Annotated in this window: 16 protein-coding genes; 7 read left to right on the forward strand and 9 right to left on the reverse strand. The window is 70.0% G+C overall.

All coding sequences use genetic code 11. The features are described from left to right. Positions 1-3: 3 nt before the first annotated feature. From LW840_RS12425 to trxA, 5 genes are read right to left on the reverse strand one after another with little or no spacing between them, the layout of a single operon-like run. A complete protein-coding gene (locus LW840_RS12425) occupies positions 4-1,791 on the reverse strand; it encodes a hypothetical protein (RefSeq protein WP_291277078.1) in 1,788 nt (595 codons plus the stop codon). After that, positions 1,772-5,392, reverse strand: coding sequence for a DUF4175 family protein (locus LW840_RS12430; RefSeq protein WP_291269761.1), 3,621 nt, complete (start codon positions 5,390-5,392; stop codon positions 1,772-1,774). Before LW840_RS12430 ends, LW840_RS12425 begins: the two co-directional genes overlap by 20 nt. A gap of 7 nt (positions 5,393-5,399) precedes the next feature. Further along, positions 5,400-6,128 (reverse strand): DUF4159 domain-containing protein, encoded by a 729-nt coding sequence (locus LW840_RS12435; RefSeq protein WP_291262325.1) that lies wholly within the window; start codon positions 6,126-6,128, stop codon positions 5,400-5,402. 10 nt (positions 6,129-6,138) lie between these two features. Then, entirely contained in the window at positions 6,139-7,068 is a 930-nt protein-coding gene (gene rsmI, locus LW840_RS12440; protein ID WP_291262326.1) for a 16S rRNA (cytidine(1402)-2'-O)-methyltransferase, read from the reverse strand. Positions 7,069-7,073: 5 nt separating this feature from the next. After that, positions 7,074-7,397 (reverse strand): thioredoxin, encoded by a 324-nt coding sequence (gene trxA / locus LW840_RS12445; protein ID WP_291262327.1) that lies wholly within the window; start codon positions 7,395-7,397, stop codon positions 7,074-7,076. A gap of 98 nt (positions 7,398-7,495) precedes the next feature. Between trxA and mce the strand changes: the two genes are divergently transcribed. Beyond that, positions 7,496-7,906: a methylmalonyl-CoA epimerase gene (mce, locus tag LW840_RS12450; protein ID WP_291262328.1), complete on the forward strand. Its 411-nt coding sequence runs from the start codon at positions 7,496-7,498 to the stop codon at positions 7,904-7,906. A 36-nt stretch (positions 7,907-7,942) separates the two neighbouring features. Here the strand turns inward: mce and LW840_RS12455 are convergent, their stop codons facing one another. Continuing rightward, positions 7,943-8,470 (reverse strand): hypothetical protein, encoded by a 528-nt coding sequence (locus LW840_RS12455; RefSeq protein WP_291262329.1) that lies wholly within the window; start codon positions 8,468-8,470, stop codon positions 7,943-7,945. A gap of 49 nt (positions 8,471-8,519) precedes the next feature. On the opposite strand from LW840_RS12455, the gene LW840_RS12460 reads away from it, so the two are divergent. From LW840_RS12460 to LW840_RS12485, 6 genes are all read left to right on the forward strand, one after another. Further along, a complete protein-coding gene (locus LW840_RS12460) occupies positions 8,520-9,260 on the forward strand; it encodes a pyridoxine 5'-phosphate synthase (RefSeq protein ID WP_291262330.1) in 741 nt (246 codons plus the stop codon). 64 nt (positions 9,261-9,324) lie between these two features. Then, positions 9,325-10,332: an Hpt domain-containing protein gene (locus LW840_RS12465; protein WP_291262331.1), complete on the forward strand. Its 1,008-nt coding sequence runs from the start codon at positions 9,325-9,327 to the stop codon at positions 10,330-10,332. A 13-nt stretch (positions 10,333-10,345) separates the two neighbouring features. Continuing rightward, the gene (locus tag LW840_RS12470; protein WP_291266922.1) at positions 10,346-11,350 is read left to right on the forward strand and encodes a lysylphosphatidylglycerol synthase transmembrane domain-containing protein; all 1,005 of its coding nucleotides are present in this window, start codon (positions 10,346-10,348) and stop codon (positions 11,348-11,350) included. 37 nt (positions 11,351-11,387) lie between these two features. Then, positions 11,388-12,290 carry a 4-(cytidine 5'-diphospho)-2-C-methyl-D-erythritol kinase gene (ispE, locus tag LW840_RS12475; protein ID WP_291277079.1) on the forward strand — a complete coding sequence of 301 codons (903 nt, stop codon included), beginning with the start codon at positions 11,388-11,390 and terminating at the stop codon, positions 12,288-12,290. A 166-nt stretch (positions 12,291-12,456) separates the two neighbouring features. Then, positions 12,457-12,924, forward strand: a complete 468-nt coding sequence (locus LW840_RS12480) for a (2Fe-2S)-binding protein (protein ID WP_291277080.1) — start codon at positions 12,457-12,459, stop codon at positions 12,922-12,924. Next, positions 12,921-15,323 (forward strand): molybdopterin cofactor-binding domain-containing protein, encoded by a 2,403-nt coding sequence (locus LW840_RS12485; protein ID WP_291277081.1) that lies wholly within the window; start codon positions 12,921-12,923, stop codon positions 15,321-15,323. Before LW840_RS12480 ends, LW840_RS12485 begins: the two co-directional genes overlap by 4 nt. A 72-nt stretch (positions 15,324-15,395) precedes the next feature. On the opposite strand, the gene LW840_RS12490 is transcribed toward LW840_RS12485, so the two are convergent. From LW840_RS12490 to LW840_RS12500, 3 genes are all read right to left on the reverse strand, one after another. Then, positions 15,396-16,328 carry a cyanophycinase gene (locus tag LW840_RS12490; RefSeq protein WP_291269758.1) on the reverse strand — a complete coding sequence of 311 codons (933 nt, stop codon included), beginning with the start codon at positions 16,326-16,328 and terminating at the stop codon, positions 15,396-15,398. 54 nt (positions 16,329-16,382) lie between these two features. Next, positions 16,383-16,754: an Hsp20/alpha crystallin family protein gene (locus LW840_RS12495; protein ID WP_291277082.1), complete on the reverse strand. Its 372-nt coding sequence runs from the start codon at positions 16,752-16,754 to the stop codon at positions 16,383-16,385. Between the two features lie 498 nt (positions 16,755-17,252). Then, entirely contained in the window at positions 17,253-19,451 is a 2,199-nt protein-coding gene (locus LW840_RS12500) for a DUF5916 domain-containing protein (RefSeq protein ID WP_291266927.1), read from the reverse strand. Between the last annotated feature and the right edge of the window lie 29 nt (positions 19,452-19,480).

Genomic DNA, 19,480 nt, shown 5'->3' on the forward strand with positions numbered 1-19,480 from the left:
CGACTAGGCCGGGGGTATGGTGCCGCGCAGCCGCTCCAGCTCCCGGCGCCCCTGCGGGGCCAGGGCACTGGTAGGGTACTCCACCAGCAGCTGTTCGAGCCGGGCCACGGCACCTGGCATGTCTCCACCCTCTCGCAACGCGCGTGCCCAGGCGAGCAGCGATTCGGGGGCTTCGGGACTGCGGGGAAAGTCCCGCACGATGCGCTCGTGCAACGCGAGGGCGGCGGGGCGCGCGCTCAGTCGCGCCCCCTGCGCCAGAAACGCCGGCGCCGCGGCGCCCACGGAATCGGCCAGTCGCACGAACCGCGCGGCCGCGGCGGCCGAGTCGCGCCGGGCGAGCAACACAAAGGCCTCGCCCAGCCCGGGGAGCTGCTCGACCCGCGTACGCGCGAGAATGCCGAGGGCATCCACCAGCTCCGGTCGGTTCGACGCCGCGCGCAGGAGCCGCTTGCGGGCATTCACCACATCGCCGTCGTAGAGGGCGAGCCAACCGGCCATTTCGTCGTCGTCTGCCAGGTCACTGCCCTGCATGGCGGTGCGCGCCCGCGCCACATCGCCTGAGCGCAACCACGCGGCCACGAGAGGGCGTGTGAGGGCCGCGCGCGTATCGGGGTCGAGTGACTTCGCGGCATCGGCCAGCTTCTGCTGGGCTTCGGCGCCGCGCCCCAATTCTCCCAGGGCCGCGATCTCGAGTCCCAGCAGGGCGTGTACCCGTGCGGAGTCGGCCGCCTTGCCATTCGCCACCGACCGGCGGCGAACGACCGCCAGGGCACCCGTGGCATCACCGGCGCGCAACGCCGCGTCGGCGGCCCGCTGCTGCGATTCCAGGTCGCCGAGGCGATCGAACACGGCCAGCCAGGCATCACGCGCTATCAGCCACGACTCGTTGAGCTCGGCCCGCTCGGCAAAGCTGCGCCACGACGCCGTGGTGGAGTCGGTGGCCGGCAGCGTGGCTATGGCACTCCACGCCTGGCGCGGCTCGCCCCACGCAAACTCCAGCGACGAAAGCAACCGGCGTGGCGGCAGCGTGACCGGCGGCGCCAGCAGCACGGTGCGGACCGAGTCACGCGTGGCTGCGGGGACCCGCTGCAACCCGAACAGCGCCGCCGTTTCCAGCCAGGGCTGCTCGGCGAGCGCATCGCGAAATGCCTGCGCCGCCGGCACCCAGCGCTGCAGCGCGATGTGCAATTGTGCTGTTTCCCCCGAGAGCGCCCCGGCAGCGCCCATGAGCCGCGTTGCGTCGGCGAGCACGCTGTCGGCAGCGCGGGCACGTCCCTGCTGCAGCAGCAGGCGGGCGTACTCGCGGTACGGCGTGGCCTCGCTGCCGGTGACCCGTCGCCACGCGGTGAACGCCTCGCGCGCCTCGGCATCGCGCCCCATGGTCACCAGCGTGCGCAGCTGCACGGAACGCGCCGTGGGGTCGGTGGGGCGCAGTTGCAGCACCCGCGCCGCGACCGGCACGATGGAGTCGAGCATGCCGGCGTCGGCCCACACCCGCTCCAGGCCGAGCAGCGCGAGCGCCACCCGATCGCCGTCGGCGGACCCGAGCGTCAGCGCCCCCTGCAACGCCTCCCGATACGCCGCGCTGGCAGCCGCCACATCGCGACGATCCTCGGCGGCGAGCGCCCGCGCCAGCGCATCGGCGCCGGCCGGTACCGGTTGCGCCGTGGCGAGCTGCGCGGCACTCCTGGCCGGCGTGACGGCCACCGCGATGGCCGCGAGCGAAACGGCGCACCACCGGGCCGCGTCGCGCCGAGCGCGCACGATGGCGTTACGGTGGCGTGGTGCCATTGAGTCGGCGGAAGTACTCGATCACGAGCCGGCGTTCATCGGGCCCGAGCCCGCGCAGGTCGTTCCAGGTGGGCGGCGCGAACTTGCTCCCGGCCTTCCCCGACTGTGGCCCATCCACGCGGCCAACGGCACCGTTGCCGTTGCCGGCCTTGGCCTCCCGCGGTCCCTGATCGTCCCGTTCCTCCTGTTCGAGGAAGCGGCCAGCGTCGAGCAGACGACGGTACAGCTGCTGCTGCCGCGCCGCCACGGCCGGGTCGAGACCATTGCGTTCGAGCTGCTGTGCCAGCTGCTGCGCTTCTCTGGCCAACGCATCGGTGCGGCCCGTCTGGTCGGCGTCGGACACATCGGTGAGACTGCGCGCGACCTCCCGTTGTTGCCGCGCCAGCACACGTGCCTGCTGCTGCGCCTGATCGCCCTTGGCGCCGCCGGGCATCATGTTAAGCCCCTGCATCTGCGAGTTGAGCTGCCCCTGCTGCTGCGCCAGCTGCTTGAGCTGCTCCATCATCTCGGTGAACCCCGAGGCCGACTGGGCGTTGTTCACGCGCTCCCGGTCGCGCACCAAGGAACTGAGCGCCTGGTTGAGGGCTTCGCTGGCATCCTTCATGGCGCTCTGCGCCTGCTCCGTTCCGCCGGGTTGCCCCTGCCCCGCCTGCTGCATGGCCTGCGTGGCCTGCTGCACGCGCCGCTGCGCTTCCGCCATCTGCTTCTGCGACCGCTGCGAGAGGAGCGACGACTGCCGGCCGGCCTGCTCGAGCCGTTCGGCCGCCTGCTGCACCCCCTGCTGCAGGGCGCTCTGCTCCCCCTGCATCCCCTGGGCTCCCTGCTGCCCCTGCTGGCGCATTTTCTTTTCCAGCTCGGCCTGCTGTCGGGCGAGCTGCATGGTTTCGTTGATGGACTGATCGAGCTGGTCTGACAGCTCGCCCTTCCACGCATTCACCTGAGCGTCACGCGCCTGCGAGAGCTGCTGCGCGGCGCGTTCCATGGCATCGGCCGCCTGACGCGCCTGTTGGGCCTGCTGGCCCTGCTGCCCTTGCTGCCCCTGCTGGCCCTGCTGGCCTTGCTGGCCTTGCTGGCCCTGCTGGCCCTGCTGGCCCTGCTGGCCCTGCTGCCCTTGCTGGCCCTGCTGGCCCTGCTGGCCCTGCTGGCCCTGCTGCCCCTGCTGGCCCTGCGGCTTCTGCTGCTGGGCCTGCGCCTGCTGTTGCTGAGCCTTCTCCATCTGCGCAGCGCGGCTCATGGCATCGGCCGCTTCCTTGGCGGCTGGCTGCGCTTCGCGCGTCTTGGAGGCACCGGGCTTGGCCCCTGCCTCCTCCAGCCGCTTGGCCAGTGCCTGCACCTCCCGTTCGAGATCGCGTGACCGATCGGCCAGCGCCCGCGGGTCGTCCTGCGGCCGCTGTCCCTGGGGTGTGCCCTTCTCCCCCGGTCGCGCCTCGCCCTTCGGGGCCTTGCCGTCCATGCGATCGGCGGCCTGCTGTTGCGCCTTCGCCAGCTCGCTGGCGTCGTCGCGCAGCGTCTGCATGGCCCCCTCGAGCGCCGCGCGCTTGAGCATCTCGGCGCTGCGTTCGAGTTGCTCGCGCATCTGCTTCTGCGCTTCGGCCAGCTGCTGCATGCTCTGCTGTGCCTGCGTGCCGCTCAGCCGGTCGGAGTTCTTGTTGAGCTCCTCCAGCTGCTTCTGCATCTCGGGGGTCATGGCGTCGCGCAGCATCTTCTGGATGTCGCGCATGCGCGACGCCAGCGTGGTGTCCAGCGCGTTCGCGTTCTTGAGGCGCGATTCGAGCTCCTTGGCGTTCATGCGCAGGGAGTCGACCTTGGCCGACAGCTGCTGCTGCTCACGCGCCAGCTGCCTGGCCTTTTCGGCCTGCGAGAAGCTCATGGCCTTGCTGGCGTCGTTCTGCTGTCCCTTGGTGGCCTGATCACCAGTGGTAGCCTTGAGATCGCGACTGCGCGAGGCGTCGGCGGTGTTCTGCTGGAGCCGTCGCTCCTGCTGCGCCAGCTGCTGCGCCTTGGCGGCCAGCGAGTCGGCGAGCGAGCGCGCCATGGCGCGCTGCTCGCTGAGGGTGGGCATGCGCAGCACGATCTCGGCGCTTTGGGCCTGCTGCGCCCACGGCGAATCATCGGTGGCCACCGCCGTCACATGGAGGCGGTCGCCCGGCTCGAGGCCGCGACCGTCGAGCGACAGGGTGGCCCCACCCTGAAACACCGGCGACTGGGGGGTGGCCACCTCCACGCGCTCCCGGCGAATGGTGCCGGCGCCGCTCGCCGTTTCCTTCCACACCACCAGATGCACGCGTGCCACGCCGTGATCGTCACCGGCATCCACCAGGACCGGCACGTCACCCGTGGGCCCGATGGCGGTGTCGGTGGCCGGCGCCACGATCTGCACCTCGGGGGCCTGATCGGGGATCACCGTGAAGGGGAGCGAGTCGGGCAGCTCGGGAGGGAGCACCGCGCCGTCGGCGCGCGGGGTCGCGCTGGCACGCCATCCCCACGTGCCGTCCCGGTCCACGGTAAACACCGCTTCGGCAGGCACCCCATCACCGGCGATCGCGGCCGCCACGAGCGGCACGCTCGTCTGCCCATCGCTCAACTGCGCATCGCGCGCACCGCCCCGCAGCATGACCCGCACGCGAATGCGGGTGCCGCGCGGCACCCGCAGTGGTGGCACCGGCTCCAGCGTTTCGTCGGCGCGCCCCAGATACGCGGGGTACAGGGCGCGCAGCGCGACATCGCCAATCCAGCCACGCTCTTCCACCACCAGCGCGGCCGAGAGCTCGGGGGAGCGGCCGTCGTTCACGCGAATGGCGGTCGCCGCACGCACGGCGCCCAGCGCGAGCGTCACCCGGCCCTCGTTCGGGACCGCCAGCACACTGTCGCGCCACGGCTCGCCCTCGGCGCGCCACGACACGGTAATGCGGTGGCGGCCACTGGCCACCACGGTCAGGGTGACCGGCATGCCACGCGGTACGCGCGGGCTCAGCCCGTCGAAGGCGAGCGCCGGCAGAAGGGTACCGCGCCACGCGCTCACGGGCTGCAGCACGGCGGCCAGCCCGTCGGGGGCCACGCGCGCCGACGCGAACAACGCTGCCGCACCAATGACGGCGGCGCCGCCCGCCAGCAGCAGCGCCCGTGAGGCGCCCGCGACCAGTTCGGGAGTCAGTGTACCCGGCACCAGGCGGCCCGCCACATCGTCGGCGGCGCGAGCGCCCAGGGCACCCGTGGCCGCGACTTCGAGCGCCCCGCGCAGCGATCCTTCGCGCAGCCGCTGCTCGCGTTCCACGGCGGCCGCCAGGGCTTCGCGGGTGAGGCGACGCTGCAGGTGCCGGTGACGCCACAGGAAGGTGGCCGCCGCTGCACTCACCGCCATCACCGCCAGCAACAACGGCAGCGCGGCGGGGAGGTCGATCCAGCGGCCGCTGGCCAGCAGGAGCGCCGACAGCGCCACCATGGTGGCGAGCAGCGCCAGGGCCAGCAGCACCGACGCCGCGGTACCTCGCACGGCCAGGGCATGGCGCTGCTCGTCGAGGCGCGTACCAAGGGCGCGCCCGGCTGGCGCGCCGGACGCCGACGAGAGGCCGGGGAGGCCGCCAAGAGCGGGTGCGGTCATGCGCGGGTCACGGTTGCACGCGGCTGGTCACCGCATACGTGAAGAGATTGATGCCGAGGCGCAGCGCCTGCTCGTGCAGCGCCGGCGGATCGGGGTAGGTGCCGACGTCTTCCCATCCGTTGCCCAGGTCGGCGGAAAACGTGTAGTAGAGCGCCAGACGATTGCCGATGAAGATACCGTAGCCCTTGGCCGGCTTGCCGTCGTGTTCGTGCACCTTGACCGGCCCGGTCGGAAAGTCGTAAACGATGCGGTAGATGGGGTGCGAGAAGGGCACCTCCACCAGCGGCCGGTCGGGGAAGACCCGCGCGATCTCGCGGCGGAAACTTTCGTCGAGGCCGTAGTTGTCGTCCACGTGCAGGAAGCCGCCGCGGGTGAGGTACTCGCGCAGCCGGCGCACCTCCACCTCGCTCAGCTTCATTTCGCCATGCCCGGTGGCGTGCAGAAACGGGAAGTCGAAGAGCGCCGAGTCGGTGAGGGTGACCTTGGCTTCGGTGCGCTCGATGGGGAGCGCCGTGCGCTCGGCGATGGCCCGAATGAGGTTGGGCAGGCTGGACGGATTGGCGTACCAGTCGCCCCCGCCCTCGTACTGCAGCCGGGCAATGGCCAGCCGCCCCGGGCCCGCCGACGCGACGGGTAACGCGCCCCCCTGCGGCGGTCGCGCCGCGAGCAGCCCCATGGGGAGGGCAACGCACGCAGCGAGCAGGAGGAAACGGGACGAGCGCTGCGTGACGCGCATGCGGGACCGGCTAGGTGTCGTGGGCGAGACGATAGGCGAGGTTGCGGCTGGCGCCGTGTTCGTCCATGAGCATGCGAACGATGTCCCGCGGGCGGAAGCCCTGCTCCCGCATTGCTGCTGCGGTGGCACGCAGGCCGTCTTCCGTGGGTTCCGCGGCCGTCGCGCCGTCGAGCACGAACACGATTTCCCCACGTGGGGGCACCGCTTCGTAATACGCGGCGACCTCCTCGAGCGTTCCGCGCCGGATTTCCTCGAAGTGCTTGGTGAGTTCGCGCGCCACCGCCACCCGCCGCTCGCGACCCGCAATGGCCGCCAGGTCACGCAGCGTGTCCACCAGCCGGTTGGGGGACTCGAAGAGCACCACCGCATGGGGGAGGCGGGCGGCGAGCGCGAGGGTGTCCTCGCGCCCCTTGCCCTTGCGGTCGGGAAAGCCGAGCACCGTGAAGGGGTGTGCCGCCAACCCGCTCGCTACCAGGGCGGCGAGGGTGGCCGATGCCCCGGGAATGGGAATGACGCGCAGGCCCGCGTTGCTTGCGGCAGCCACCAGGCGCCCCCCGGGGTCGGAGACCAGCGGGGTGCCAGCGTCGCTGATGATGGCCACGGCGTCACCGGCTCGCAGCCGTTCGAGGAGGCGCGGCACGGCGCTGGCCTCGTTGTGCTCGTGCAGGGCGAAGGTGGGCGTGCCAATGCCGTAGCGGTCGAGGAGCGGCCGCGCGTGGCGCGTGTCTTCGCAGCAGATCACCGCGGCCTGACGCAACACGGCCAGGGCGCGCAGGGTGATATCCGCCAGGTGTCCAATGGGGGTGCTCACCACGTGCACGGCCCCAGGCGTTGCCGCCTGGGGCCAGAGGGCCGACGCCCGGTCGGCCAGCGCCACCGACGCCGCGTGGGCGTGGGCGGATGCGTCGTCGCCGGCCTCGTGCCCCGCGTCGGGGTGCACGCGGTTCAGGCGTGTTCCTTGAACTTTGCCTCGAGCGCGGGGCGCGGCACGGCCCCCACCACCTGATCCACCAGCTTCCCGTCCTTGAAGAACAGGATGGTGGGAATCGACCGCACGTTGAACTTCGCGGCGGTCCGCTGATTGCTGTCGACGTCGAGCTTGGCCACCTTCACCTTGCCCGCGTAGTCAACCGCGAGCTGCTCCACGATGGGAGCGATCATGCGGCATGGCGCGCACCAGGTTGCCCAGAAATCGACCACCGACAGCCCAGGCTGCTGTTCGATTTCGGTTGCAAACGTGTCGTCCTTCACTTCGACTGCGTTGGCCATCGTGTGCTCCGTGGGACGAGCCGCCGTCTCCGGCGTCCGTGTCCCGCTGCAGGATTAAAATTGTGCGTCCGCCACCCCGATCCGAGATAAAGACCGACATGACCGAATCCGTTCGCCGCGGCACCCGCATTGCCCACATCGGGATTGCGGTGCGCGCCATCGACGAGTTGCTCCCCTTCATGCGTGACGTGCTGGACATGCCGGAGGTACCGCTGGGCAACTCCGACGGGGCCACCATCGTTGGCCTGGCCTCGGGGGAATCGCTGGTGGAGCTCCTCGAGGCGCAGGCTGAGGACACCCCCATTGGCAAGTACGTCGCCAAGCGTGGCCCCGGCATCCATCACGTGTGCTTCGCCGTGGACGACCTCGACGGCATGCTGCAGAAGTGCCGCGACGCCGGTCTCCGGCTTATCGACGAAACCCCACGCATCGGCGCGGAAGGGAAACGCATCGCGTTTCTCCATCCGAGCGCGACAGGCGGGGTGCTCGTGGAACTGTCCGAATACTAGTCCGCCTGTCCAGCCCGCACAGGGCGCCCTGCGGGGCTAGCTGCAGAAGTCGCGCAGTTTGCTCACGTCCACGTCTTCCACCAGCGTCCGTCCCTCGGGCCCCACGATGGTGGTGATGACGGTGTTGGCGGAGTTCTTCCCTTTGCTGAGCGTGACCAGGTGCTCCTGCCGGCCGCCGGTCTGCAGCCGCGGCCGCTCCTCGAGGAAGACGGCCCGGTCGTGCTGCATGAGGCACTGCATGATGATGAGCCGCTTCTCCAGCTCGTCCCGCTTGAGCTGGTCCCGGGCCAGCCCCTTGCTGTTGCCCCAGAGCCCCGACATGCCCTGCAGGTCCTGCGCCTTGACCGCGGCGAGGAACGTTTCCACGGCAGCGCGCCCCGAGGCCGCGCCGACGGTGGTGGGAGCCGCGCCTACCGAGGGGGTGGTCGCGCCGGGGATGGACAGATCCGTGGAAACCGCCTGACGGGCGCAGGCGCTCGTGAGGAGCCCCCCCGCCAACACCAGCCAGTTCAGATTTCGAGCGCTGCGCACCAGGGCCTCCTTGCCTTCGGTGTGATTGTGCATGGGTGTAAGCTACCATCATCGCCCACAGGCCACCTACGTCTCCCCGCCCATGGCTCTTCGATACCAGCGACTGTACGTCAACATCGATCACGTCGCGACGCTGCGACAGGCGCGGCGTGGCCGCACGCCCGACCCGGTTGCCGCCGCCACCGTCTGCGAGCGCGCTGGCGCCGATGGCATCACGGCCCACCTGCGCGAAGACCGCCGGCACATCCAGGACGACGACATCACGCGCCTCGCGGCCACGGTCACGACGCTGCTCAATCTGGAGTGTGCCATAACCGACGACATGCTTCGCCTCGCCGAAACACTTCGGCCCGCTCAGGTAACGCTGGTGCCGGAGCGCCGGGAGGAGATTACCACCGAGGGTGGGCTGGATGTGGTGCGCCACGAAACGGCGGTGCGGGCGGCCGTGACGCGCCTGAAACAGGTGGGCATCCGCACCAGCCTGTTCATCGACCCCGACGAGGCGGCGGTGCGGCTGTCGCACGCCGTGGGGGCCGACGCCATCGAGTTGCACACCGGCACGTATGCGCACCATCCCGGGTCGGCGGCGCCGCTGCAGGCCCTGCGGAGTGCCGCCACCCTGGGGGCCACCCTGGGGCTTGCGGTGCACGCCGGTCATGGGCTGTCGGTGGACAATGTGGGGCCGGTGGCGGCCATTCCGGAGATCGAAGAGCTCAATATCGGGCACGCGATCGTCGGACGCGCCATCTTTATCGGACTTGATGCGGCGGTGCGGGAAGTGCGGGAGGCCATGGACGAGGCCCGGGAAGCGGACCGGTTCTGATCGCCCCCTCTCCGCGTGCGTCGTGCCACGATCGCGGTCTGCTCACCCCTCATCTCCAGCACGCATGAGTGCACCCCAGGCCCTGCTCGAGTTCTTCCAGAAGGAAGCCACGGAGTACCTTGACCGGCTCGAACAGCTGCTCGCGGACGCGCAGGCGCCCGATCCGTCGTCGTTTCTGACCAGTGCGCGGGCGCTGCGCGGCAGCGCCACCATGACGCGGCTCGAGGGGCTCCCCGACTTCGCCTCCACGCTCGAACGCCTCGCGGCCGGATTGCGCGACGGGGAACTGCGCTGGGATCAGCGGCTGCATTTCGCCGTGCGCGACGCCATTGCCGAACTGCGGCAGCTGGTGGACCGGGCGCCCGTCTGGGCCGACGCCGACCAGCGCCGTGCGCGCACGCAGTCGGTGGCGCTGGCCTCGGTGGCCGCCAGATATCTGGCCACCACGTCGCCGGCCGAATCGCCCGTACTCCAGGTGCAGCCCATTGCGCGCTTCTTCCCCGACGACGGGCTACCGGCCATCGTGCAGCGCAACCCCACGCCTGCCGTCACCATCGGGCAGCGCTTCCGGAGCGACATCGCCGCCGCGGCCGACGGCGTGGCGCGCGAATCGGCGGCCCTGGCCACCAGTCAGGCGGGCCCCTCGCAACTGGCGCTCACCGACGGCGTGCGACGGGCGCTGCTGGGGCTGGCCGATGTGGCCGACAGCTACGGCGCCACCAGCATTGCCGGGCTGGCGACCCGCATGGCCCGCGCCCCGCTCGACAGCGGCGTGGAGCGCGCCGGTGTGCAGGCGGTGGCGCAGCTGCTCATGAATCGCGAGCTCACCGACGCGCAGCTGGCGGCGCAGGTGAAACAGGCCAACCTCACCTGGAACGGCGCACCGGCCCCCGAGGCCGCCATCGTGTCCATTGAAACCATGCTGTACCGCGGGCACTCGGCCGTGAGCCGTGCGCGCGAGGTCCGCGACCAGCTCAAGGTACACTGGAAGCGCGGCACGCTTGCGCAACCCGAAGCGCACGCGCTGTTCGAGGAGCTGAGCGACCTGCTCGACCTGGCAGTCACCACCTGATCCGGTCGCGCGCGTGAAGCCAGGCCGGACGGTGGTGGGGTTCCTCCTGAGCGCCCTGTTGCTCTGGTGGACGTTGCGCGACGTGCCCCTCGATGCCGTCTGGAACGTGTTGCGTGAGGCGAATGTCTGGCTCTTCGCCCTGTGCACGATCGTCGGCACCAGCATTTTTCCCATGCGGGCGCGCAAATGGCGCCCCATTCTCGAGCCGGTGGCGGGGCGCCTGCCCTTTGGCCCGCTGTGGCGCAGCACCGCCATCGGCATGATGATGAACAATGTGTTTCCCCTGCGCGCCGGCGAGTTTGCGCGCGCCTTCGCCCTTTCACGCGAAGTGCCCGCCGTGGCCATGACGAGCGCCCTCGGCTCGCTCGCCGTCGATCGCATCTTCGACGCCCTGGTGGTGTTCCTGCTCATGTTCGCCGCCATGCTCGACCCGCAGTTCCCTCCCGGGGCCACCATCGCCGGCCGTTCCATGAGCGATGTGGCGGTGGGCGGGGTGGCGCTCGTGGGGGCGGCGCTCGCGGTGTGCTACGTGATCGTGCTGCGTCCGCAGTTCGTGGTGGGGCTCGCCAGCCGGGTGGCCGGCCGGCTGCTGCCGGCGCGCCGCGACCTCATTGTGGGCTTCGTGGAACTGGGCGTGGGCAGTCTCGCCGTGTTGCGCGACACGCGACGCTTTGCCGCCGTCTTCGGCTGGACGCTGCTGCATTGGCTTACCCACGCGCTGGCGCTCTGGCTGGGGTTCGAAGCGGTGGGGATCGAGGCGCCGCTCAGCGCCGCGCTGTTCCTGCAGGGCGTGCTGGCCATTGGCGTGGCCGTGCCCAGTTCGCCCGGCTTCTTCGGGGTGTTCGAAGCGGCGGCCAGTGTGGGGCTCACCGTGTATGGCGTGCCCAAGGAGCTCGCGGTGAGCTGGGCGCTGGGCTACCACCTGCTCACCTTCGTGCCCATCACCGTGCTTGGCGCGCTGTACTTCGCGCGCGTGGGCCTTCGTGTGCGCGACGTGACGCAGGCGCAGGCTCGCTGACCGTCGTATCGTTCGACCCGACTCTCTCCCCGACAGCGTGAGCGCCTTTTCCTCCGGTCCCCTGCGCGTCGAACGCGCCCATGCCAAGGTCAATCTCCTGTTGCGCATCCTGGCGCGCGAAGCAGGCGGCTACCATGGTATCGAAACCCTCTTCCAGCGACTCGACCTGCACGACCGGGTGTCCGTGGCGGTGAACGACCATCCGGGCGTGCTGCAGTGTGACGGCCCGGGCATGCCGCCGCTGGGGCTGGGCCCCCCGGAGCAGAACCTCGCGTGGCGCGCAGCCACCGCCTATTGCGATGCCGCCAACTGGCAGACGGGGTGGCAGATTGCCATCGAGAAGCACATTCCCGTGGGCGGAGGACTCGGTGGCGGCAGCGCCGATGCCGCTGCGGTCCTGCGTGCCCTCGAGGCGCTGTGCCCGAAGCCGCTGGGCGCGGCGCGGCTGCAGGAAATTGCCGGGTCGCTGGGCGCCGATGTGCCGTTCATGGTGTGCGACATCCCGCTGGCCTGGGCGTGGGGGCGCGGTGACCGGCTGCTGCCGCTCCCCCCGCTGCCTCCCATGGCGGTCACGCTGGTGACCTTCGCCGAGGGGGTAAACACGGGGGCGGCGTACGGGGCGTTCGCCCGGGCGCGCGAGGCGAGCGGGGAGTCGGTACGCGCCTGGGCCTACCCGCCGGACGCGTTTGCGTCGTGGAAGCGCGTGGCGTCGCTGGCGGCCAACGATTTCGAGCAGGTGGTGCCGACGCTCCATTCCGGCGTGGCGGCGGTGCTGCCGGTGCTGCGCGACGAAGCAGCGCGACTGCGGGCCAACGGCCACGTGGCCATGGCGCTCATGAGCGGCAGCGGCGCAACCTGCTTTGTGCTCCACCCGCCAGAGGTGCGCGTGGACGTGTCGGCGCCCTCGGGGGGAACGGTGGTGCGCACGGGTACCAGCTGATGTCCGGCCCCCGCCAATGACGACGCCGGCTTCCGTCGTGGCGGGCGGACGCTCCAGGCTCGGCGCGAAGGATCACCGCGAGCGGAATCCCCCCTCACGCGCGCGAGGTTTCCACCCCAGACTCAAGGGGTTGGTGCAACCCGTCTCTCCCACCTTCGGAGTACGCATGGCCGCCGCCCCCATCTCCCTCACCGTCAACGGCACGCGTCGCCACTTTGCGGGTGATCCGTCCATGCCCCTGCTCTGGTACCTGCGCGACGAACTCGCGCTCACGGGCACCAAGTATGGATGCGGCATCGCACAGTGTGGTGCCTGCACGGTGCACGTAAACGGGGCTCCCGTGCGGGCCTGCCAGCGGCGCATGCAGACGCTCGAGGGAGCCGCGGTCACTACCATCGAAGGATTGCACCCCGACGGCGCGCATCCGCTGCAGCAGGCGTGGCGCACCATCGATGTCCCGCAGTGCGGCTTTTGCCAGGCCGGGCAGATCATGCAGGCCGCCACGCTGCTCGCGCGCACCCGCACGCCAAGTGATGCCGAGATCGACGCGGCCATGACCGGGCACCTCTGCCGCTGCGGGACCTACCCGCGAATCCGGGCGGCCATCAAGGCCGCGGCGGAGCAGTCGCGATGAGCGCGCGCCGGAGTCTCCCGTGGTTGGCGTTGCCCCCGGTGAATCCTGGCGACGCCGGTCCACTCCCCGAGGGGCGCGGCGATGGCACGCGCCATCCGCAGCGACGCGATTTCCTCAAGCTGCTGGGCACCGGTGGCCTGCTGGTGGCGGCCAGCGCGGTGGGTGTGCGGCGGCTCGAGGCGTCCAGCGGGGGCTTCACCGTTGACCACGCCGACGACCGCGCGGAGCCGTGGGAACCGCACGCCTACGTGCGCCTCGATGAAGACGGGACGGTCACGATCATCTGTCACCGGTCGGAGATGGGTCAGGGCATTCGCACGACCATGCCCATGATCATCGCCGACGAAATGGAAGCCGATTGGAGCAAGTGCCGTGTCGTACAGGCCGACGGCGACGAGCCGAAGTACGGCAGCCAGAACACCGATGGGTCCACCAGCATCCGCGACTTCCTGGCCAAGTATCGAGAGGCGGGGGCGACCGTACGCGCCCTGCTCGAGGATGCCGCCGCCGCCGAGTGGGGCGTGCCCGCGGCACAGGTCCGCGCGAGGAACGGCGATGTCGTGCACGTCACCAGCGGCCGCACGAAGGCGTTCGGCGCGCTGGTGGCGACGGCCCGTACGGTGGCCATGCCGTCGGCGTCGCGCGTGCGGATCAAGTCGCCGGCCGAGCGCCGGTGGCAGGGAAAGCGCATGCCGTCGATCGACCTCGTCCCGATGACGACCGGGACGGCCGTGTACGGTGCCGACGTGTCGCTGCCCGGCATGAAGGTGGCCGTCATCGCGCGGCCGCCGGTGTGGGGCGGTACCGTGGCGACGGTCGATGATGCGCTCGCCCGCACCGTACCGGGCGTCGAACGCATTGTCCGCATTCCGGCCTCGCCGATGCCCGGTGGCTATCTGCCGCTGGGCGGGGTGGCCGTCATCGCGGCCAACACCTGGGCCGCCATGAAGGGGCGCGACGCGCTGCGCATCACGTGGAACGACGGCCCGAACGCCTCGTATAACAGCACGGCCTACAAGGCGACGCTGCAGCAGGCCGTGCGCCAGCCCGGCGCGGCCGGACGCACCAGCGGCGACGTCGGTCGCGGGCTCGCGTCTGCCGCCAGGCGGGTGTCGGCGGAGTACTACATGCCGCACCTCGCGCACGCGCAGATGGAGCCGTTGGCGGCCGTGGCCCGCGTGGCGAACGGCAAGGCCGAAGTGTGGGCCCCCACCCAATCGCCAATGGATGCGCGCAAGACGATTGCGCAGTATCTCCAGCTCGACGTGGCGAACGTCACGGTGCACGTGACGCTGCTAGGTGGCGGGTTCGGCCGGAAATCCAAGCCCGACTTCGTGTGTGAAGCGGCGTATCTGTCGCGAGAAGTCGGGGCGCCGGTCCGGGTGCAATGGACCCGTGAAGACGATCTCCGCCACTCCTACCTGCATTCGCCGGCGGCGCATCGCCTCGAGGCCGGACTCGACGCCAACGGCACGGTGGTCGCGTGGCGCCACCGGTCGGCCTATCCCGCCATCGGCGCCACCTTCGCCCCCAACGTGGCGGGCGCTGAGCCCGACGAGCTCACCAACGGGGCGAGCGACCTCCCATTCGACATTCCCAATCTGCAGGTGGAGATCTGTCCGGCGGTGGCCCACACGCGCATCGGGTGGTTTCGCAGCGTGAACGCCATCCACCATGGCTTCGCGATCGGCTCGTTCGTCGACGAACTCGCGCGGGCGGCGGGGAAGGATCCTGCCCAGTTCCTGCTGTCGCTCATCGGGCTGGATCGTCGCGTGGATCTCTCTGCGGCGGGCCTCGTGAAACCCGCCAGCAACTACGGGGCGAACTGGACCGACCACCCGCTCGACTCGGCACGCGCCCGGCGCGTGGTGGAGTTGGCGATCGACAAGAGCGGCTGGCGTGGCCCGGCCCTGCCGCGCGGAAAGGGGCGCGGCATTGCCGTGCATCGCAGCTTCCTCTCGTACGTGGCGGTGGTGGTGGAGGTGGAGGTGCTCCCCGACGGGACCGTGCTGGTGCCCAGGGCCACCGTGGCGGTCGATGCCGGGTTCGTCGCCAACCCCGACCGCGCGCGCGCGCAGATGGAGGGAGCGGTGATCATGGCGATGAGCAACGTGCTGGCCAGCGAGGTGACTTTCGCCAACGGACGGGTGGTGCAGTCGAACTTCCGCGACTACGGGGTGGCGCGCATGCGGGCCGCCCCGCGCATGGTGGACGTGCACCTTGTCGACAGCGAAGCCCTGCCGGGCGGGATCGGCGAACCGGGCGTCCCCCCCGCGTGTGGCGCGATCGCCAACGCGATCTTCGCCGCGACGGGCATTCGCGTGCGCGAACTCCCGGTGGCTCGCCAACTGGCGGGGTGGTCAACGCGTCGCGAAGTCGGGGACGCCCCGGGCGATTGAGTGACCGACGTGGGGGCGGCCGAATTGGCCGGGAGTTCGGCCGTACCGTTCTCCCGGCGCGCGAGCTGGTGATCAGCGGGGCAACTGCGCGCGACCGGTGGCAGGATTGAACGTGCTGCCGGCTGGAAGCAGGTGCAGGCGGGCACCACCGGCGCCCAGCACGGGCGCGGCGGCGGCGGTGCGCTGGGCCTCTCGGGCATCCACCACGAGCACGGCGCTCGCGCCTTCCACGCGCCACTGGCCGTTGGGCTCCACGATCAGGGCGGTGCCTTCGTCGATGCCCACGCCCAGGTGCGGTGGCGTGGCCAGCACGAGGCTGAGCAGGCGGTTGTGCCGCTTGCGGCGCAGAAAGTGCTGGTCCACGATGGCGGTCGTGAGATAGCCGAAGCCACTGTCCACCGCCACGCTGCCGCGCTCCACGCGCGTCCAGGCCTCGCTGGTGTCGCGCCGTGTGCCCAGTTCATCGCCGGTGATCATGGGCGTGGACAGCACCGCCGCGCCGGCCGATGTGCCCCCGATGACCGCCCCCGCCTCGTAGCGCGCGCGAATGGCCCGCTCGGTGCGCGTCCCGCGCAACACCGCGGTGAGCCGGTTCTGATCACCGCCGCCGAACCACACCGCCGTGGCGCCATCGAGCAGCCGCGCCACGCTGTCGGTATTGGCCTGCTCGCGGGTGATCCACACGTTGCGCGCCTCGGCGCCCATGGTGCGAAAACGCGCCGCGCTGGACTCGCCGCTGCGCTCTCCCGACGCACTCGCCATGGCAAACACCACGATCCGCGCCTTCGCTCCACCGGCGCGGGTCACGAAATCCTGTACCAGCGAGAGCGGCTGCGTGCCGCCCCCCACGATGAACAGGGTGCCACGACCGGTGGATGCTCCAGGGGCAGACGCTGAGACCTGGGGCGTCGCGGCAGGGGGTGACGGGGTGCGCGCACAAGCGGCCGACAGGAGCAGGACTCCCGCCAGCCGCCAGTGCATGGCCTTCAGACACGCTCGATGCATGAATTCGGGGAAAGAGGATCGTTCAGACTATGCCTCACCCCGCCACTTCGCCACCTACCGCCCCGTCACCGCGATCACCTTGCCCTTCGCCTGCGGCAACTTGGGCAGCGTGACCGTGAGAATGCCCTTGTCGAAGCTGGCCGTGATGTGGTCCATGTCGACCGTGCGCGGCAGGGCGAACGACCGCTGGAACGCACCATAGAAGCGCTCCGACAGGTAGTAGTTCTTCGCCGGGGGCGAGTCGGTCAGTTCCTGCTCCTTCTCCCCGGCAATCGTGAGCACGTTGTTGTCGATCGTGATCTTGAGCGCCTTTTCCTCGATGCCCGGCAGCTCGGCCGTGAGCACCATCACCTCGTTCGTCTCCGACACCTCCACCGCCGGCATCCAGCTGCCATTGGAGGCAAGGGTGAACGGGTCGTCGAACATGCGACGCAAATAGCTGGAAAACACGTCGTCGGCAACGCGCGGGCTCGGGACTTTTCTGGTCAACGTGGACATACGGCCTCCTGTACGGCAGTCGGGGTGTAAGTGCGGGGACCCTCGCGAATGCCGACAACATGCGACCGTGCAACGCGCGGCGAATCGGTGATTACTCCGACCGCACGTGAGGGGGACCCAGACACGAACTCGGCGGGAGCTGCGGAGGGGCTGCGGGGGGCTGCGCGAAACTGCGTTAAGGGACGGGCGTTACGAGTTGCCACCTGACTGTACGGCGCAGGCCGTCTCCGCTGGCGCCGTGTGGTTGGGGGGCAACCCCTTACGCCCTCGCACTAGACGCTTCCCCTGCTGGCGCCGTGTGGTTGGGGGGCAACCCCTTACGCCCTCCCACTCAACGCTTCTCCTGCTGGCGCCGTGTGGTTGGGGGGCAACCCCTTACGCCCTCCCACTCAACGCTTCTCCCGCCGCCAACGGCGGCGCTCCCCCCTAGGCCCGGAAGAAGTACACGTACTTGGCCACCAGTCCGCCTCGACTTGGACGCGTCCACACGATGGGGCGTTCCAGCCCCGTCTGCCAGCCGCTGTTCCACACCACGTAGAGGTCGCTGCCGGGCTTCAGGGTCCACCGCAGTCGCGCATTGGTACTGGCCCGCTCCGACTGGTTGTCCCACTGCGCGAACACCGTCGTGTTGAGCTGCGGATTGAATGCGTAGTCGGCGCGCAACCGCACCGTGTTGGCAGTGAATCGCGCATTCGGCAGCGAGACGTCGGACACCTGCCCATCGATGGACAGCAGCACGTGCGGGGCGTTGCGTACGCGCAGACTGGCCGACAGATCGTTCGACCGCCCATTGTAGAAGTTGCCGCTACTGGCCGAGAAGGTCGCGCGCACCGCCCGCGCCTCCGCCCCCTGATACTGCACTTCACTGCGGGTCCACCAGTATTGCCCGGGAGTGACCGTGGCGTCGGTGAAGAGCGAGAAGGCCCGGTCGGGCGCGTCGAAGCGCCGCCGTACGAACGCCTCCACCCGGTCGCCGTTCTGAAACTGAATGCCGAACGGTTTGACGCCGAATGACGCGTTGTCGAGTCCGCCTTCGATGCCCCACACCACATCGTAGCTCAGCAGGTTGAACTCGTAGCGCCGGATGTACCGGCTGCGCTGCTTGGGACGGGGGGTGATCTGCATGTTGCCGCCGAGGCGATGAATGCCGCGCTGGGCGACGAACCCAAGCGCCGGGTCGTATCCCGCCTCGATGCGGTCGAACCGCACGACCAGATCCGCATTGTCGTTGGGATAGTCGATCACGAAGCGGTAGTGCCCACCTACCTGCCCGCCCGCACTGTCCCGGCTCCACGCGGCGTTGCCAAGGAACACGAGATTCTGCCCGCCCTGCACGATGTACGGCAGCGAAAAGTCGATGCCGCCGGTGGTGCTTGCCGGCCGCCCCGTTTCGCCGGCAAACGTGCCCATGGCGCCGATGAAGCCGCGCCCCAGCAGGTCCTGCCGCACGCGCAACACGGCATTCGTGGTCTTTTCATCACCCGCCGTGCGCGCCGCCAGAAAGCCTACCTGACGGCTGCCCGCCCGCCCCTGCATACGCACCCCGAACGGAATGGTGACCGGATTGCCGTTGGCACCCAGCCCCACGCGGCGCGAGTAGAACATCTGCGTTTCGCGCGGGCGGCCGAAATCGAAGATGGCCGACCCTTCGGTGAAAAACGGCCGCTGCTCGGGGAAGAACAGCGGGAAGCGCGTAAGATTCACGATCTGCCGGTCCACCTCGGCCTGCGCGAAATCGGGGTTGATGGTGATGTCGGCGGTGATGGTGTTGGTGATGGGCGCCTTGAGGTCGAGCCCGATGCCACCGTCGAGGAGCGACGGGGAAAGCAGCGTATCGCCGCGCACACTGAAGAACCGCCGCTCGGCCAGCCGCGACTCGCCGGACACATAGGGTCGTGCTTCGATACGCGGGCGGCGGGGCAGTCCGTCCAGATTGCCAATGATCCCCTCCTTCTCGAGGAATCGCAGCCCCTCCGTGCGCCGCCAGGCCCGCCACAGCGTTTCCTCATTCTTGCGCGGCATGAAGCGCCGGAAGTTCATCCCCATCACGCTGTCGCCCTCGGCGTAGCGCAGGGTGGCCCACGGAATGAGCATCTCCGCAAACCAGCCTTCGCTGGTGATGGAGGTACGCACGTCCCACACGCCGTCCCAGCTTTCGTTGCCGGTTTCCACATCCACGTGCTCGCCGTCCCACAGGGCGCCGTTGGCATTGGTGCGAAAGTAGAAGGCGCTCCGTCGGTCGTGCAGCCCGTCAATGCCCATGCTCACGTAGTCGTCGCTGCGCAGCTCGGCGTCGCGGCGCACCTGCGAGCGTACGATGTTGCGGGCGTCGGAGTCGTAGAGCGACCATCCGATGGCCAGCCCGTCTGGCGTGGCCAGCAGACGCACCACCGTGCGCTCGGTACTCGGCGCCCCCTCCACCGGGTCTTTCTGCCGGAAATCGGTAATGGAGTCGGCCTGCGCCCAATCCGGTTCGCTGAACCGGCCGTCGAGGGTGATGTTGCGCGACGTGCGGTACACGCGGTGGTCCACGCCATTGACCTGGACCGAGCGCTGGGCACGGGCCACGGTGGTGCTGGTGAGCAGACCGACCGCTGCGGCGAAAGCGAAACGAAGTGGGAGCATCGGAGGTATACGGCGGCCGACGGCGAACT

Source organism: Gemmatimonas sp., assembly GCF_021298855.1.
In the GTDB taxonomy this organism is placed as follows: domain Bacteria; phylum Gemmatimonadota; class Gemmatimonadetes; order Gemmatimonadales; family Gemmatimonadaceae; genus Gemmatimonas.

Excerpts from the sequence above, each read along its gene's own strand:
- LW840_RS12485 (WP_291277081.1), top strand. The coding sequence starts at position 12,921 with ATGAGCGCGCGCCGGAGTCTCCCGTGGTTGGCGTTGCCCCCGGTGAAT.
- LW840_RS12430 (WP_291269761.1), bottom strand. The coding sequence starts at position 5,392 with ATGACCGCACCCGCTCTTGGCGGCCTCCCCGGCCTCTCGTCGGCGTCC.
- LW840_RS12465 (WP_291262331.1), top strand. The coding sequence starts at position 9,325 with ATGAGTGCACCCCAGGCCCTGCTCGAGTTCTTCCAGAAGGAAGCCACG.
- trxA (WP_291262327.1), bottom strand. The coding sequence starts at position 7,397 with ATGGCCAACGCAGTCGAAGTGAAGGACGACACGTTTGCAACCGAAATC.
- LW840_RS12480 (WP_291277080.1), top strand. The coding sequence starts at position 12,457 with ATGGCCGCCGCCCCCATCTCCCTCACCGTCAACGGCACGCGTCGCCAC.
- LW840_RS12460 (WP_291262330.1), top strand. The coding sequence starts at position 8,520 with ATGGCTCTTCGATACCAGCGACTGTACGTCAACATCGATCACGTCGCG.
- mce (WP_291262328.1), top strand. The coding sequence starts at position 7,496 with ATGACCGAATCCGTTCGCCGCGGCACCCGCATTGCCCACATCGGGATT.
- LW840_RS12435 (WP_291262325.1), bottom strand. The coding sequence starts at position 6,128 with ATGCGCGTCACGCAGCGCTCGTCCCGTTTCCTCCTGCTCGCTGCGTGC.
- LW840_RS12500 (WP_291266927.1), bottom strand. The coding sequence starts at position 19,451 with ATGCTCCCACTTCGTTTCGCTTTCGCCGCAGCGGTCGGTCTGCTCACC.
- LW840_RS12495 (WP_291277082.1), bottom strand. The coding sequence starts at position 16,754 with ATGTTCGACGACCCGTTCACCCTTGCCTCCAATGGCAGCTGGATGCCG.
- LW840_RS12455 (WP_291262329.1), bottom strand. The coding sequence starts at position 8,470 with ATGCACAATCACACCGAAGGCAAGGAGGCCCTGGTGCGCAGCGCTCGA.
- LW840_RS12490 (WP_291269758.1), bottom strand. The coding sequence starts at position 16,328 with ATGCATCGAGCGTGTCTGAAGGCCATGCACTGGCGGCTGGCGGGAGTC.
- LW840_RS12425 (WP_291277078.1), bottom strand. The coding sequence starts at position 1,791 with ATGGCACCACGCCACCGTAACGCCATCGTGCGCGCTCGGCGCGACGCG.